This is a genomic window from Pseudomonas sp. CC11G, assembly GCF_056174845.1.
In genome coordinates this window covers 80903-95017 of sequence record NZ_JBWBZC010000005.1, presented here as the reverse complement: position 1 = coordinate 95017, position 14115 = coordinate 80903, and the positions used below count along the sequence as shown (strand labels likewise).

Sequence of the window (14115 nt, the reverse complement as noted above, 5' to 3'; positions counted from 1 at the left end):
ATTGCCCCCTACACTAGCGCCCTGCAAAAACCAGGTCACCGATTCAGAGAGACAACCAATGCCCGCAACAGCAAGCAGTCCCTGGTACAAACACATCTGGCCGTGGATCATCATCGGCATGCTGACCACCTCGGTTGGCTTGACCCTGCATATGGTGTTTATCGCCGCCAATGGTCAGGACACGCTGGTCACCGACAACTACTACGAAGCCGGCAAAGGCATCAGCCGCTCGCTGGACCGCGAACGCCTGGCTAAAGACCTGCACCTGGAAGCGCGCGCGCAACTGGATGAAGTCACCGGCGAAGTCAGCCTGGTACTCAGCGGCGACAGCCGTCCCGAAACGCTGGAAATGAACCTGATCTCCCCCACCCAGGCTGACAAAGACCGCAACCTGACCCTCAAACGCAGTGCCTCCGAGCCTGACCGTTATATCGGTCAGCTGCCGGAAGCCGTTGAAGGCCGTCGCTTCGTTGAAGTGCTCGGTCAGCAAGGCGACCAAACCTGGCGTCTGTTCGAAGAAGAAAAAGTCGGGCCTGGCGTCGAGCTGAAACTGGGCGACGAGCCTATCCCCGGCGCCGAAGAAGAGCAGCGTTAATCCTGCGGCTATGAGCGCGCCCCTCCCCTGCTACCACTGCAATCTGCCGGTTCCTGCCGGCAGTCGCTTTTGTGCGACCGTGCTGAACGAGCGCCGCGAATTCTGCTGCCCTGGCTGTCAGGCAGTGGCCGAGGCCATCGTGGCCGGCGGCCTGGAAAGCTACTACAGCCACCGCAGCGAAAGCTCGGTCAACCCGCAAGCCCTGCCGCAGCAACTGCAGGACGAGCTTGAGCTGTACGACCGCGCCGATGTGCAACAGGCCTTTGTTCACCACGATGCCGATCTGGCAGAAACCACTTTGCTGCTCGAAGGCATCAGCTGCGCCGCCTGCGGCTGGCTGATCGAACACCGGTTGCGGCAATTACCGGCGGTGGCCGAGGCGCGCCTCAATCTGTCCAACCACCGCTTGCAAGTGCGTTGGGCCGATAGCCAATTGCCCCTTAGCGCGTTGCTTAGCGAACTGCGCCATATCGGCTACGCCGCTCACCCGTATCAAGCCGACCGCGCCGCCGAACAACTCGCAGAGGAAAACCGCAAGACCTTACGCCAGCTCGGCGTCGCTGGTCTGCTGTGGTTCCAGGCGATGATGGCGACCATGGCCACCTGGCCTGAATTCAATATCGACCTGAGCCCGGAACTGCACCAGATCATGCGCTGGGTGGCGATGTTTCTGACTACGCCTATCGTTTTCTACAGCTGCGCGCCGTTCTTCAAGGGCGCCATGCGCGACCTGCGTACCCGTCATCTGACCATGGATGTGTCGGTGTCGCTGGCCATCGGCAGCGCCTACGTCGCCGGCATCTGGACCGCCATTACCGGCAACGGTGAGCTGTATTTTGATGCCGTCGGCATGTTCGCCCTGTTCCTGCTCACGGGCCGCTACCTGGAGCGCCGCGCCCGCCAACGCACCGCCGCCGCCACTGCCCAACTGGTTAATCTGCTGCCGGCCTCGTGCCTGCGCCTGGATGCCGACGGCCAGGGCGAACGTATTCTGCTGCGCGAGCTGCAACTGGGTGAGCTAGTGCTGATTCACCCCGGTGCCGTGGTGCCGGCGGACGGGCGCATTGTTCAAGGCCACTCCAGCGTCGATGAATCGCTGCTGACTGGTGAATACCTGCCGCTACCTCGAGTTGTCGGCGATCTGGTTACCGCCGGTACTCTCAACGTAGAAGGCCCGCTGCATGTCGAAGTGCAGGCGCTTGGGCCTGACACCCGCTTATCCGCCATCGTCCGCCTGCTTGACCGCGCTCAGGCCGACAAGCCGCGCCTGGCCGAGCTCGCCGACAAAGCCGCGCAATGGTTCCTGTTGATCACCTTGGCCTTGGTAGTGGTGATTGGCGCCGTCTGGTGGCACCTCGATTCAGACCGCGCGTTCTGGGTAGTGCTGGCGATGCTGGTTGCGACCTGCCCCTGCGCCCTGTCGCTGGCCACGCCCACCGCCCTGACCGCCGCTACCGGCACCCTACACAAACTAGGCTTGCTGCTCACCCGCGGCCATGTGCTGGAAGGCCTGAACCAGATCGACACGGTGATTTTCGACAAGACCGGCACGCTTACCGAAGGCCGTCTGACGTTGCGCGCCATTCGCCCCCTTGGAGGTGAGAACGACGACACCTGCCTGGCGCTGGCCGCCGCCCTGGAAAACCATTCCGAACACCCTATCGCCCGCGCCTTTGGCCAAGCGCCGGCGGCCGCCGAGTCAGTCAGCAGCGTGCCGGGGCTGGGGCTCGAAGGTGTAATTGAAGGCCGCCGGCTGCGTATCGGCCAAGTGGATTTTGTCGCTCAACTGAGCGGTCAACCTGCCCCGGCCATGCCCGTCGAGGCCGGCCAGTGGCTGCTGTTGGGCGATTCGCAAGGCCCGCTTGCCTGGTTTGTCCTTGACGACCGCCTGCGCGCAGACGCCCCTGCCCTGCTCGCGGCCTGCAAAGCGCGCGGCTGGAAAACCCTGCTGCTGTCCGGCGACACCTCGCCGATGGTTGAAAGCGTCGCCGCCGAACTGGGTATCGACGAAGTCCACGGCGGCCTGCGCCCGGACGACAAGCTGGCCATGCTTAACACCCTGCATGGCCAAGGCCGCAAAGTGCTGATGCTGGGCGACGGCGTCAACGACGTGCCTGTGCTGGCCGCAGCCGATATCAGCGTGGCCATGGGGTCGGCCACTGACCTGGCGAAAACCAGCGCCGACGCTGTGCTGCTGTCCAATCGCCTCGACGCCCTGGTGCAGGCCTTCACCCTGGCCCGCCGCACCCGCCATGTGATCATCGAGAACCTGTTGTGGGCCGGCCTGTACAATGGCCTCATGCTGCCGTTCGCCGCCCTCGGCTGGGTTACCCCGGTGTGGGCCGCAGTCGGCATGTCGGTCAGTTCCTTGACCGTGGTACTCAATGCCTTGCGCCTGACGCGCCACCGCGCGCTGGCGCCAAGCACTGGCAGCGTCTGACTGCCCGGAGCCCGTATGCCCGCCTTATACCTGTTGATTCCGATAGCCCTGCTGATCGTCGCTGTGTGCATCTTTATCTTCTTCTGGGCCGTGAACAGCGGCCAGTACGACGACCTCGATGGCCCGGCCCACAGCATTCTGTTCGACGACCAGGACCCCAACCACCTGGCCGGCGTCGACCAGGCCGGCGGTCACGACGACGGCAACAAGCCCGGCGACGAGCAGGAGCCACCTCGTGCTTGAACTGGCGCCCTTGCTGGTGTCGGCCGTCATTCTCGGTCTGCTCGGTGGCGGCCATTGCCTCGGCATGTGCGGCGGCCTGATGGGCGCACTGACCCTGGCCATTCCGCCGGAACAACGCAGCCGGCGCTTTCGCCTGTTACTGGCCTACAACCTCGGTCGAATTCTCAGTTACGCATGCGCCGGCCTGTTGATCGGCATGGCCGGCTGGGCCGTGGCCAATAGCCCGGCGGTGATGGTGTTAAGGGTGATTGCGGCGTTGCTGCTGATTGCCATGGGCCTATACCTGGCCGGCTGGTGGAGCGGGCTGACTCGAATTGAAGCGCTGGGCCGCGGCCTGTGGCGCCATATTCAGCCGTTTGCCAGCCGTTTGATGCCGGTTTCCAGCCTGCCGCGCGCCTTGCTGCTGGGTGCGCTGTGGGGCTGGCTGCCGTGCGGTCTGGTCTACAGCACCCTGCTGTGGGCGGCGAGCCAGGGCAATGCGCTGGACAGTGGCCTGCTGATGCTCGCCTTTGGCTTGGGCACCTGGCCGGTGCTGCTGGCGACCGGCATGGCCGCCGAGCGCCTGACCGCCGTGCTGCGCAAGCGCAAGGTGCGCATGGCCGGCGGTCTGCTGGTGATTCTGTTTGGTTTGTGGACGCTGCCTGGCCCCCATCAGCAATGGCTGATGGGGCATGCGATGCATCACTGAGGTGGTGGCTTATGCCATCAACAGGCCGGACATTTCCTGGAGCTGGTCAGGGCTAAGACCTGCTTGTTTCACTGCCTGCAGAAGCGCGCCAGTGGCGGTAACCAGCGCTCCATTCAAGGACGTAAGCTGGCTCTGCACGCCTTGCGCCTTCTGCATTCGGGCCTCCTCGGAAAGACTCTTGTCAGCCATCACCGCTTGCAATTCAGCCTGCTTCTCGGCGATCTGCTGACGGATCTGACGAATCATTTTCAAGGCTTGCTTGACGCCATCTGGCAAACTGCTTTTGTCGATATCATCGTCGCTCTTGGCGGCAGCGCTAATCTTCTGCGCTTGCTCCGACAACGTCACCTTGATGCCTTGCAGCGCTTCCTGCATATCCACAGGCTCGCTCGGGTCACGAATCAGCTTGGTATTAACCTGCTGCGACAGATGGCCCAAGACATTGCTGCTATTTACCTGCAACATTTCCCTTCTCCCAACGTGGCGACACAAGGTTGTCGGCCATCAGTCGTTGAACTTAAGCGCATGGCCACTCCGTGGCCTAAGCTGATACCCTTACGGTCTGTGTGTGCTTGGCTACAAAGGATGCCTTGCGATGAATGAGATGATCAAAGCCCGTGGCCTGCCGGCCGTACATTGCAAAGATTGCAGCCTCAGCGGCCTGTGCTTGCCGCTTTCGATGGATCTGGAAGATATGGACGCGCTGGACGACATCGTCAAACGCGGTCGTCCGCTGAAAAAAGGCGACTTCCTGTTCCGCCAGGGCGATCCCTTCACCTCCGTATTTGCCGTACGCTCCGGTGCCTTGCGCAGTTTTAGCGTGTCGGATGCCGGCGATGAGCAAATCACCGGTTTCCACTTGCCAAGCGAGCTGATGGGCATGTCGGGCATGGACGAAGAGTCCTACCCCACCTCCGCCCAAGCTCTCGAAACCACCACCGTCTGCGAAATCCCCTTTGAGAAACTCGACGACTTGTCGCTGCAATTGCCGCAACTGCGTCGCCAGCTGATGCGCATCATGAGCCGCGAAATTCGCGACGATCAGCAAATGATGCTGCTGCTGTCGAAGAAAACCGCCGACGAGCGCATCGCCTCATTCCTGGTCAACCTGTCCGCCCGTTTCCGCGCCCGCGGCTACTCCGCCAACCAGTTCCGTCTGGCCATGTCGCGCAATGAAATCGGCAACTACCTGGGCCTGGCGGTGGAGACCGTCTCCCGCGTATTCACCCGTTTTCAGCAGAGCAACCTGATCGCAGCCGATGGCAAGGAAATCCAGATTCTAGACGCCGCGCAGCTGTGCGCCCTGGCCGGCGGCAATCTGGAGCAGTAAACACTCACCGACGGGGCCTGCTAGAATCGCGCTTTTGCCCCACTAGCAGGCCCTCGCGATGATCTTCGACGACTTCAGCATCAAATCCCTGATTCGCCCCGTGCCGGACTTCCCCAAACCCGGCGTCATCTTTCGCGACATCACGCCCCTCTTCCAATCGCCGCGCGCCATGCGCATGGTGGCCGACAGCTTCGTGCAGCGTTATGTCGAAGCCGAGTTCAGCCATATCGGCGCCATGGATGCCCGTGGTTTTCTGATCGGTTCGATCATCGCCTACGCCCTGAACAAGCCACTGGTGCTGTTCCGCAAGCAAGGCAAGCTACCTGCCGATGTATTGGCCGAGGGCTATCAAACCGAGTACGGCGAAGCCTTTCTGGAAGTGCACGCCGACAGCCTGTGTGAAGGCGACTCGGTGCTGATTTTCGATGACCTGATCGCCACCGGCGGCACCCTGCTGGCCGCAGCGGCCCTGGTTCGCCGTATGCGCGCCAACGTTTTCGAGGCAGCCGCCATTATCGACCTGCCGGAGCTGGGCGGGTCGCAAAAGCTGCAAGACGCCGGTATTTCAACCTTCTGCCTGACCAGCTTCGCCCTGTCCGACCGCTAAACCATCTGTTACCCCGCACGCCCCGGCCAACCACGTTGGGCGGGGCGCTGCACTTAGGTTGGGTGTTCCTGTTGCCAGCTTGGGCCAATCATTGAAACCAATCAGTGATCAACCCTGAGCCGTACAACAAGAAAGATCGCCTGTTGGCGATCATCAGGAGCCGCCATGACCGCCATCCCTACCCCGTCCAAACTGACCAAGCCCAACGCCAGTTTTCCCGTGCGACGCATGGACTTCACCTTTGCCGAAACGGAAAAGTACTGGTGGAGCAACGATCCGTTCATGACCCACTTTATGAACAATCTGTCGTCGCTGTTTCCCTATGGCGAAATGTTCTTCGTCGATAGCGTGCGCGCCGTGCGTGACACCATTACCGAGCCGCAGCTGAAAAAGGACATCAGCGCGTTTATCGGCCAGGAAGCCATGCACTCCAAAGAGCACGCGACCTACAACGAGTACGCCACCCAGCACGATATCAACCTGGAAAAGCTCGAGCTGCGCATCAAGGTGCTGCTGGAGTGGGTGACCAAAATCACCACCAAGAAACAGCGCCTGGCCGCCACCTGCGCCCTGGAGCACTTCACCGCCACCATGGCCCAGCAACTGCTGCTACGCGAAGACCTGACCACACAGATCGACGACCCGAAGATGTACCAACTGTGGATGTGGCACGCCATTGAAGAGAACGAACACAAGGCCGTGTGCTACGACGCCTACCAGGCGGTAGGCGGTGGCTATTTCACTCGCGTGGCGATGATGGCGATTTCGACGGTGATTTTCTTCGGTGTGATTGGCTGGTTCCAGGTGCACCTACTGCGCAAAGACCGCCAATTGTTCAACCTGCGCAGCTGGGGCCGTGGTCTGCGGACCCTGTTCAGCCTGCGAGATGGCTTTCTGACCAAGCTGGTGTTGCCGTATCTGGACTACTACCGCCCCGGCTTCCACCCGTTTGACCACGACACCAAGGTGCTGGAGCAACGCTGGAAGGACCGTTTGGGTTTTAGCGGTTAACTCTCCCTGCCGCTCTACTCGAAGCAGTCTGCGCTATATGCACCCTCGCCGGCTGCCGAGAAATTCTGGATTCCCGCCTGCGCGGGAATGACGGAGGGTTTACTTCTACCACCGTCATCCCCGCGCAGGCGGGGATCCAGAATCTGCCGCCCTACGCTGTGCTGAGCACAACTTCTTATAAAAGCCGGCAACCTAAAAGAGGCCCTAAAATCTCAACTCCCCCACCGCCTGCAACACCGTCGCCCCGGCAAACATCATCAGAATCTGCTGTTGCGCCTGGGCGCAGATCGCCGGGCGGCGCTCTACCTGCTCGATGTAATCCAACGACTGCTGAAACAACTGCCGGCTGATCATCGACGACACCTGGCGCACCGCCATCGGCTCCAGGCTGGGTAGCAATTGCAGCTTGCCGAGGTCTTCAGCCATGTCGCTGGCGAAGTCTTCCATCATCTGTTCCAGCGCTTCACGCAGCACTTTCGAGCTGCCGTGCAGTTCACGTACGCCAACGATAAAGGCCTGCGGGTTCTGCGCCGCGTACTCGAAAAACAGCTCCACCGTTTCACTGCACACACGTTGGCCGCGCGCCAGATCGACGCCAAAGGTCAGCCGGGCCGGCGTGCCCCGCTCAGCGCGCTCGGCCGCTTCGAAGCGCAAATCACGCAGCGGCTGGCGAATACGCGCGGCCATCTCGGCGATCATCGCCAGGCCCAGGTCATCCACGGTTTTAAAGTGGCGATAGAAGGTATTGGGGTTCAGCCCCGCCTCGCGCGCCAGCTCGCGCAAACCCAGCCCACTCAGGCTGCGGCTCACCGCCGCCAGGCGCAGCGCAGCGTCCAGCAGCAAACGTTTGCCCTGGGCGGTAACGGTTTTGGTAGCAGGAAGCTCGGCCGTGGTGGTCATTTCAAGTGGTTGCCCTACGGAAGATTGGGTTGAGCTTTCGGTATACGGGTGTATACATAGCACCAAGGTAGACAACTGTATACAGCGAAAACAATCATAACAGGAGCTTGTTCATGGGCGCACAACCTGCCGTTTCACCTGCAGATGCCACCCCAACCGACGCCACCCCAGGCGCCGTGCGGCACACCAAAATCGCCATTATCGGCACCGGCTTTTCCGGTCTGGGCATGGCCATTCGCCTGAAACAGCAAGGCGATAACGATTTTCTCCTGTTCGAAAAGGAAGCCGGCGTTGGCGGCACCTGGCGCGTCAACAACTACCCCGGTTGTGGCTGCGACGTGCAATCGCACCTGTATTCCTTTTCCTTCGAACCGAACGCCGAATGGACGCGCATGTTCGCCCGCCAGCCAGAAATCAAAAGCTACCTCGAAGGTTGCTGGGAAAAGTACCGCCTGGCCCACAACACCCTGCTGCAAACCGAGGTCGCCGGCATGCGCTGGGATGACCAGGCCGAGCTGTGGCGCATCCACGACCGCGCCGGCAATCACTACACCGCGCAGTTTGTGGTATCCGGCATGGGCGCCCTCTCCACGCCGTCCATCCCGCACCTCAACGGACTGGATAACTTCACCGGCAAGGTCTTCCATTCCCAACAGTGGGACCACGACTACGACCTCACCGGCAAACGCATTGCCGTGGTCGGTACAGGCGCCTCGGCCATCCAATTCGTACCGCGTATTCAGAAACAGGTCGGCCAACTCGATCTGTATCAGCGCACCGCGCCGTGGATCATGCCCAAGCCGGACCGCGCCATCAGCGACAAAGAGCGCGCCCGCTTCAAGCGCTTCCCGCTGGCCCAGAAAGTCTGGCGCGGACTGATTTACGGCATGCTGGAAAGCCGCGTAATCGGTTTTGCCTTGGTGCCGCGCATCATGAAATTGGCCCAATGGGTCGGCAAAGCGTTTATCAACAAGCAGATCAAGGACCCGGTGCTGCGCGCCAAGGTCACGCCCAACTACACCATGGGCTGCAAACGCGTGCTGATCTCCAACGACTACTTCCCGGCTCTCACCCAGCCCAACGTTGACGTCATCACCGACGGCATCCAGGAAATCCGCGCCAACAGCATCGTCACCGCCGACGGTAAAGAACGCCCCATCGACGCCATCATCTTCGGCACCGGCTTTACGCCGAGCGACCCCATGCCCCGTGGCGTCATCTTCGGCCGCGACGGCGTCGACCTGCTCGACACCTGGCCCGAAGGCCCGCAAGCCTACAAAGGCACGCTGACCGCCGGCTTCCCGAACCTGTTTTTCCTCATGGGCCCGAACACCGGCCTGGGCCATAACTCGATGGTCTACATGATCGAATCGCAGATTCAGTACGTGCTCGGCGCCTTGAACCTGCTGCAAAAAAGCAACCTGCAAAGCCTGGAAGTGAAGCGCGACGTGCAAGACCGCTTCAACGCGAAAATCCAGGGCCAACTGGGCAAAACCGTGTGGAACTCCGGCGGCTGCGTGAGCTGGTACCTGCACCCGGTGAGCGGCCGTAACTGCACCGTATGGCCGGGCTTTACCTGGCGCTTTCGCCTGCTGACGCGCAATTTCGACCCGGCGGCCTACCATTTCAACCGCGCTCAACCGGCGCATCCGGCCCAGGGCTACCTGCCCTCCGTCACTCAACAAGGCGAGGTGGCAGCATGAAGTCCTTCGAAAATAAAGTTGCCGCCATCACCGGCGCCGGGTCCGGTATCGGCCGCGCCCTGGCTTACGGCCTGGCCCGTCAGGGCTGCCACCTGGCCCTGGCCGATGTGAATAGCGAAGCCCTGGCCGAAACCGCCGCCACGGCGCGCAAGCTTGGGGTAACCGTCACCGAAAATCAGGTGAACGTTGCCGAGCGAGACGCCGTGCACGCGTGGGCCAATCAGGTGGTGCTCGACCACGGCCGGGTCAACTTGGTGTTCAACAATGCCGGCGTCGCCCAGGGCGGCACGGTGGAAGGCAACGACTACGCCGATTACGAATGGATCATGAACATCAACTTCTGGGGCGTGGTGTACGGCAGCAAAGCGTTTTTGCCGCACCTCAAGGCCTCGGGCGATGGTCATATCGTCAACGTCTCCAGCGTATTTGGCTTGTTCGCCCAGCCGGGCATGAGCGCCTATAACGCCACCAAGTTTGCCGTGCGCGGGTTTACCGAATCGTTGCGCCAAGAGCTGGATATGGCCGGCGGCGCGGTGTCGGCCAGTTGCGTGCACCCAGGCGGCATCAAAACCAATATCGCCAAGACCGCGCGCATGAATGAAAGCTTGAGCAAAGTGACCGGCCAGGCGGCAGACCAGGCGCGCCAGCAGTTCAATGACCAACTGCTGCGCACCACGCCGGACAAGGCGGCGCAGGTGATTTTGCGTGGGGTGTTGCGCAATAACCGGCGCATTCTGATTGGGGCCGATGCATGGATGCTGGATGGCATGCAGCGGCTGCTGCCGTCGCTGTATCAGCGGTTGGTGGTGGGGTCGATGCGGTTGGCGGCGAAGTTTGCGCCTAAGCCTAAGCGTGGGGTTGGTGAGCAGAAAGCGACCGAATAAACGGCCGCTGACTGCGCACCTGGATCCCAGCCTGCGCTGGGATGACGGAGTTTTATACATTTACTCCGTCGTCCCAGCGCAGGCTGGGACCCAGAATATTGCGTCGAACTCACACCCGAAATCACGCCATATCCGACCGCGGCAACCACACCCGAATCAACGAAAACAACCGCTCCAAATCCAGCGGCTTGGCCAGGTAATCACTGGCCCCGGCCTTCAAACACTGCTCCTGATCGTCCTTCATCGCTTTGGCCGTCACCGCAATAATCGGCAGCTTGGCAAAGCGCGCATCCTGGCGAATCCGCCGTGTGGCTTCGTAGCCATCCATCACTGGCATCATCACGTCCATCAACACCAGGTCGATATCCGGATTCTCCTCCAGCTTGTCCAACGCCTCCTGGCCATTGCCGGCGCTGATTACCTTCACGCCCTTCTCGTCCAGCGCACTGATCAGCGCATACACATTGCGCATATCGTCATCCACCACCAGCACCTGGCGGTTAACGAACACTTCATCGCGATTGCGCGCGGCCTTGCTCGGCGCCCTGCGCGCGCTGCCAGCCGGGGTTTCGACCTTGTGCAGAAATAGCGTGACCTCATCCAGCAACCGCTCCGGCGAACGCGCGCCCTTGATGATGATGGAGCGCGAGTGCTTGCGCAGGCTCTCTTCCTCGCCCCGGGTGAGCGGGCGCGACACGTAGACGATGACCGGCGGGTAGTTATCGATATGCTCGCTGGCCATTTTGGTCAGCAACTCGTTGCCGTGCATATCCGGCAGTTCCAGGTCGATCACCATGCAATCGAACGGCAGTTGCCGCAGCAACTGCAATGCTTGCTCGCCATGGGAAACGGCCGTCACCTCGATCTCCAGGTCGTCCACCAATTGCGCAATGCTGTCGCGCTGACGGGCGTCGCCCTCGACGATCAGCAGCCGCTGCACCTTCTGCGTCAGGCGCGCCTCCAACCTCGAGAACACTTCCACCAGCGACTCACGGGTGGCCGGCTTCTGCGCATAACCGATGGCGCCCAGGTGCAAGGCCAGCTCGGTGCGGTCGTCGGTGGAAATCACATGCACGGGAATATGCCGAGTGCGCGCTTCCTCCTTGAGCCGCTGCAAAATCGACAGGCCGGGTTCGTCGGGCAAGCGCATATCCAGCAGAATCGCGTCCGGCTGATTGCTGGCAAGCAGTTGATTGGCCTCGGTGGAACTGTGGGCCACCAGGCAGCGGTAGTTCAGCTCATGGGCCAGGTCGAAGAGGATCTGCGCAAACTTCACCTCATCCTCGATCACCAACACGCAGCGGCCGGGCATGTCGTGGCGGTCGCGGTCGTCCGGGAAGCTCGGTTGCAGGCGCGCCAGGGCTTCGTTGCGCGGGGTTTCGCTCGGTCTGCCATCATTGGCGGCCGCGCGGTGGCTTGGCTCGCGGGCCATAAACAGACGGTCGGGGTTGAGCGCCGGCGCCGGCAGCGGGTCGGCGTAGTTAAGCGGCAGCCACAACGTAAACCGGCTGCCCTTGCCGGCCGCGCTCTGTACCTGAATATGCCCGCCGAGCACCTCGGCCAGGTTGCGCGAAATCGACAGCCCCAACCCGGTGCCGCCGAAGTGCCGGTTAATGCTGCCATCGGCCTGGCGGAAGGCTTCGAAAATAACCTCCTGCTGTTCCGGGCTGATGCCAATGCCGGTGTCGCTCACTACAAAAGCCACGCCGCCGTCTGCCGGCTCGATGCTCAGGCTGATCGTGCCCTGACTGGTGAACTTGAACGCGTTGGACAGCAGGTTTTTCACCACCTGCTCCACCCGTTGCGCATCGCTCACAAAGTGCACCGGCGCATCACTGGCCACCCGCACCTCGAAGGCCAGTTTTCGCTCCTGCGCCTGCGGTTGAAACAGCGTTTCCAAACTATGGGCCAGACGCTTGAGCGAGGTTTCTTCGGGGCGAATTTCCAGGCGCCCGGCCTCGACTTTGGAGAGGTCGAGAATGTCGTTGATCAATGCCAGCAAGTCCTTGCCGGAGGAATAAATCAGCTCGGCGTGTTTGGTCTGCTGCTCGTCCAGATTGCCCTTTACGTTGTCGGCCAACAGCCGCGACAGAATCAACGAACTGTTCAGCGGCGTGCGCAGTTCGTGGGACATATTGGCCAGAAATTCCGACTTGTAGGTGCTGGCGCGCTGCAGCTCGTTGGCACGTTGCTCCAGTTCGGCGCGGGCCTCGGCGAGGGCGTGGTTGCGCTCGTCCAGCTCATCGCGCTGGCGGGTGAGAAATTGCGTCTGCTCGTTGAGCTGGTCGTTGGTCTGCTCCAGCTCGGCTTGCTGTTGCTCCAGGTTGACCTGGGATTCCTGAATCAACTTTGACTGGTCTTCAAGCTCTTCGTTGGCGCTGCGCAATTCTTCCTGCTGCACCTGCAATTCTTCGTTGAGTTGCTGGGTTTCGTGCAGCGATTCGTGCAAGCGCTGACGGTAGCGGGCCACTTCGATGGACGTGCCGAGGCCATCGGTAATCGAACGTACGAAGATTTGTTCGCGCTCGGTCAATTCGCGCATAAAGCCCAATTCGAGCACGCCGTTGACGTCGCCGTTGTTCTGGATCGGCGCCAACATCACGGAGGCCGGGGCGTCACTGCCAAGGCCTGAATTCACCGTGAGATAGCTACCCGTCAGACCGTTAACCACCCGCGCGCTGCGGTCTAGCGCCACCTGGCCGACCAGCCCGGTGCCGTCGTTGAACGATTGCGGCTTGGCCTGCTCCTTCGCGTCAAATCCATAATCGGCCACGCGTTCCAATTGGCCGTGGTCCTGACGCACATAAAACGCGCCCACCACCATATCCAGGTAATGGCCGAGAAAGCCCAGCGCCGTCATGCCGATGGATGCGGTATTAGGCTGGCCGATAATTCTCTCAGCCAATTGCGACTGGCCCTCGCGTTGCCAGGCCTGTTGCTGCAGTTGCTCGTTCACTATTTCCTGCTGCGCAAGCAGGCTGCCGTAAAAGCGCGAGAGACCCAGCAATTCGCGGCGGCCGAAAAACGCCAGGAAGCCGCTGAACGACAGGTTGAAAATCGCGTACAGGCTGATGGTGAGAATGGCGGTAAAACTGGCGCGGTTGTTGCGCTCGTGGCGCAGCTGCTGCTCGGTGGCGATAAAGTCGCCGAAATGTTTGCGGATGACGTCCATCACCGAACCACCGGCGACCTTGACCGTGGCCGGCGGCGCATTGGTGGCCTGGCGCTCCTCAATCAACTTGGTCGCCGCCAGCGCCCAGCGCTGCTGCAAGTCCTCGATATCGCGCAAACGTTCCAGCTGCGTAGGGTTGTCGCTCACCAGCTCGCGCAGGCCCTGCATATGGCTGCCGATCCGCATGCGCGCCTCTTGATACGGCCCTAGCACATCGGTTTCACCGGCAATCAGGTAGCCGCGCAAGCCGGCTTGCTGGTCGATGGTCAGGCGATAGCCTTCGTTGGCCTGGGCGATCACCTGATCGGTGTGTTCCACCCAACTGAGCACATACAGCAGATAAGCGATCAGGGCGATAAACAAGCCCGTACCCAAAACGCCCGAGCCAATCGGCAGCGCCAGATTGCGGGTCAACATACGGCGAAAGGCGTGCTCATCGACAGTGGCGGCACTGTTCATCTCGAGTCCTCCGATAGAACAAGTCTTGAAGCTAGGACATGGATGCCGGTTCCCTGACATCCGTTCAAACAACCTGGGGGAAT

The 14115-nt window shown here is 61.3% G+C and carries 12 protein-coding genes; 9 read left to right on the top strand and 3 right to left on the bottom strand.

What is annotated here, in order from left to right:
• Positions 1–58 precede the first annotated feature (58 nt).
• From AC0V2S_RS08745 to AC0V2S_RS08730, 4 genes are read left to right on the top strand one after another with little or no spacing between them, the layout of a single operon-like run.
• On the top strand, positions 59–595 hold the full coding sequence (locus tag AC0V2S_RS08745) for a FixH family protein (protein WP_475509397.1): 537 nt from the start codon (positions 59–61) through the stop codon (positions 593–595).
• Positions 596–605: 10 nt separating this feature from the next.
• Complete coding sequence (locus tag AC0V2S_RS08740) at positions 606–3035, top strand: heavy metal translocating P-type ATPase (RefSeq protein WP_475509396.1); 2430 nt, start codon at positions 606–608, stop codon at positions 3033–3035.
• Between the two features lie 15 nt (positions 3036–3050).
• Complete coding sequence (gene ccoS, locus AC0V2S_RS08735; protein ID WP_475509395.1) at positions 3051–3278, top strand: cbb3-type cytochrome oxidase assembly protein CcoS; 228 nt, start codon at positions 3051–3053, stop codon at positions 3276–3278.
• Positions 3271–3966: a sulfite exporter TauE/SafE family protein gene (locus AC0V2S_RS08730; protein WP_475509394.1), complete on the top strand. Its 696-nt coding sequence runs from the start codon at positions 3271–3273 to the stop codon at positions 3964–3966. The genes ccoS and AC0V2S_RS08730 overlap by 8 nt, the downstream gene beginning before the upstream one ends.
• 9 nt (positions 3967–3975) lie before the next feature.
• On the opposite strand, the gene AC0V2S_RS08725 is transcribed toward AC0V2S_RS08730, so the two are convergent.
• Complete coding sequence (locus AC0V2S_RS08725; protein WP_475509393.1) at positions 3976–4431, bottom strand: hypothetical protein; 456 nt, start codon at positions 4429–4431, stop codon at positions 3976–3978.
• A 130-nt stretch (positions 4432–4561) separates the two neighbouring features.
• Here AC0V2S_RS08725 and fnr point away from each other — a divergent pair, with 130 nt between their 5' ends.
• The 3 genes from fnr (at position 4562) to AC0V2S_RS08710 (ending at position 6914) form a co-directional block, all read left to right on the top strand.
• Complete coding sequence (fnr, locus tag AC0V2S_RS08720; RefSeq protein ID WP_475509392.1) at positions 4562–5296, top strand: fumarate/nitrate reduction transcriptional regulator Fnr; 735 nt, start codon at positions 4562–4564, stop codon at positions 5294–5296.
• A 58-nt stretch (positions 5297–5354) separates the two neighbouring features.
• Positions 5355–5903, top strand: a complete 549-nt coding sequence (locus AC0V2S_RS08715) for an adenine phosphoribosyltransferase (protein WP_475509391.1) — start codon at positions 5355–5357, stop codon at positions 5901–5903.
• 165 nt (positions 5904–6068) lie between these two features.
• The gene (locus AC0V2S_RS08710; RefSeq protein WP_475509390.1) at positions 6069–6914 is read left to right on the top strand and encodes a metal-dependent hydrolase; all 846 of its coding nucleotides are present in this window, start codon (positions 6069–6071) and stop codon (positions 6912–6914) included.
• 204 nt (positions 6915–7118) lie between these two features.
• Here the strand turns inward: AC0V2S_RS08710 and AC0V2S_RS08705 are convergent, their stop codons facing one another.
• Positions 7119–7814 carry a TetR family transcriptional regulator gene (locus AC0V2S_RS08705; RefSeq protein ID WP_475509389.1) on the bottom strand — a complete coding sequence of 232 codons (696 nt, stop codon included), beginning with the start codon at positions 7812–7814 and terminating at the stop codon, positions 7119–7121.
• Positions 7815–7927: 113 nt separating this feature from the next.
• Here AC0V2S_RS08705 and AC0V2S_RS08700 point away from each other — a divergent pair, with 113 nt between their 5' ends.
• Complete coding sequence (locus tag AC0V2S_RS08700) at positions 7928–9517, top strand: flavin-containing monooxygenase (RefSeq protein WP_475509388.1); 1590 nt, start codon at positions 7928–7930, stop codon at positions 9515–9517.
• Positions 9514–10401 carry an SDR family NAD(P)-dependent oxidoreductase gene (locus tag AC0V2S_RS08695; protein WP_475509387.1) on the top strand — a complete coding sequence of 296 codons (888 nt, stop codon included), beginning with the start codon at positions 9514–9516 and terminating at the stop codon, positions 10399–10401. Before AC0V2S_RS08700 ends, AC0V2S_RS08695 begins: the two co-directional genes overlap by 4 nt.
• 121 nt (positions 10402–10522) lie before the next feature.
• On the opposite strand, the gene AC0V2S_RS08690 is transcribed toward AC0V2S_RS08695, so the two are convergent.
• Positions 10523–14032 carry a response regulator gene (locus tag AC0V2S_RS08690; protein WP_475509386.1) on the bottom strand — a complete coding sequence of 1170 codons (3510 nt, stop codon included), beginning with the start codon at positions 14030–14032 and terminating at the stop codon, positions 10523–10525.
• Between the last annotated feature and the right edge of the window lie 83 nt (positions 14033–14115).

Bases quoted from the DNA above. Each gene is read 5' to 3' on its own strand.
- AC0V2S_RS08725 (WP_475509393.1), bottom strand. From the start codon at position 4,431: ATGTTGCAGGTAAATAGCAGCAATGTCTTGGGCCATCTGTCGCAGCAG.
- AC0V2S_RS08695 (WP_475509387.1), top strand. From the start codon at position 9,514: ATGAAGTCCTTCGAAAATAAAGTTGCCGCCATCACCGGCGCCGGGTCC.
- AC0V2S_RS08700 (WP_475509388.1), top strand. From the start codon at position 7,928: ATGGGCGCACAACCTGCCGTTTCACCTGCAGATGCCACCCCAACCGAC.
- ccoS (WP_475509395.1), top strand. From the start codon at position 3,051: ATGCCCGCCTTATACCTGTTGATTCCGATAGCCCTGCTGATCGTCGCT.
- fnr (WP_475509392.1), top strand. From the start codon at position 4,562: ATGAATGAGATGATCAAAGCCCGTGGCCTGCCGGCCGTACATTGCAAA.
- AC0V2S_RS08710 (WP_475509390.1), top strand. From the start codon at position 6,069: ATGACCGCCATCCCTACCCCGTCCAAACTGACCAAGCCCAACGCCAGT.
- AC0V2S_RS08715 (WP_475509391.1), top strand. From the start codon at position 5,355: ATGATCTTCGACGACTTCAGCATCAAATCCCTGATTCGCCCCGTGCCG.
- AC0V2S_RS08705 (WP_475509389.1), bottom strand. From the start codon at position 7,814: ATGACCACCACGGCCGAGCTTCCTGCTACCAAAACCGTTACCGCCCAG.
- AC0V2S_RS08690 (WP_475509386.1), bottom strand. From the start codon at position 14,032: ATGAACAGTGCCGCCACTGTCGATGAGCACGCCTTTCGCCGTATGTTG.
- AC0V2S_RS08745 (WP_475509397.1), top strand. From the start codon at position 59: ATGCCCGCAACAGCAAGCAGTCCCTGGTACAAACACATCTGGCCGTGG.
- AC0V2S_RS08740 (WP_475509396.1), top strand. From the start codon at position 606: ATGAGCGCGCCCCTCCCCTGCTACCACTGCAATCTGCCGGTTCCTGCC.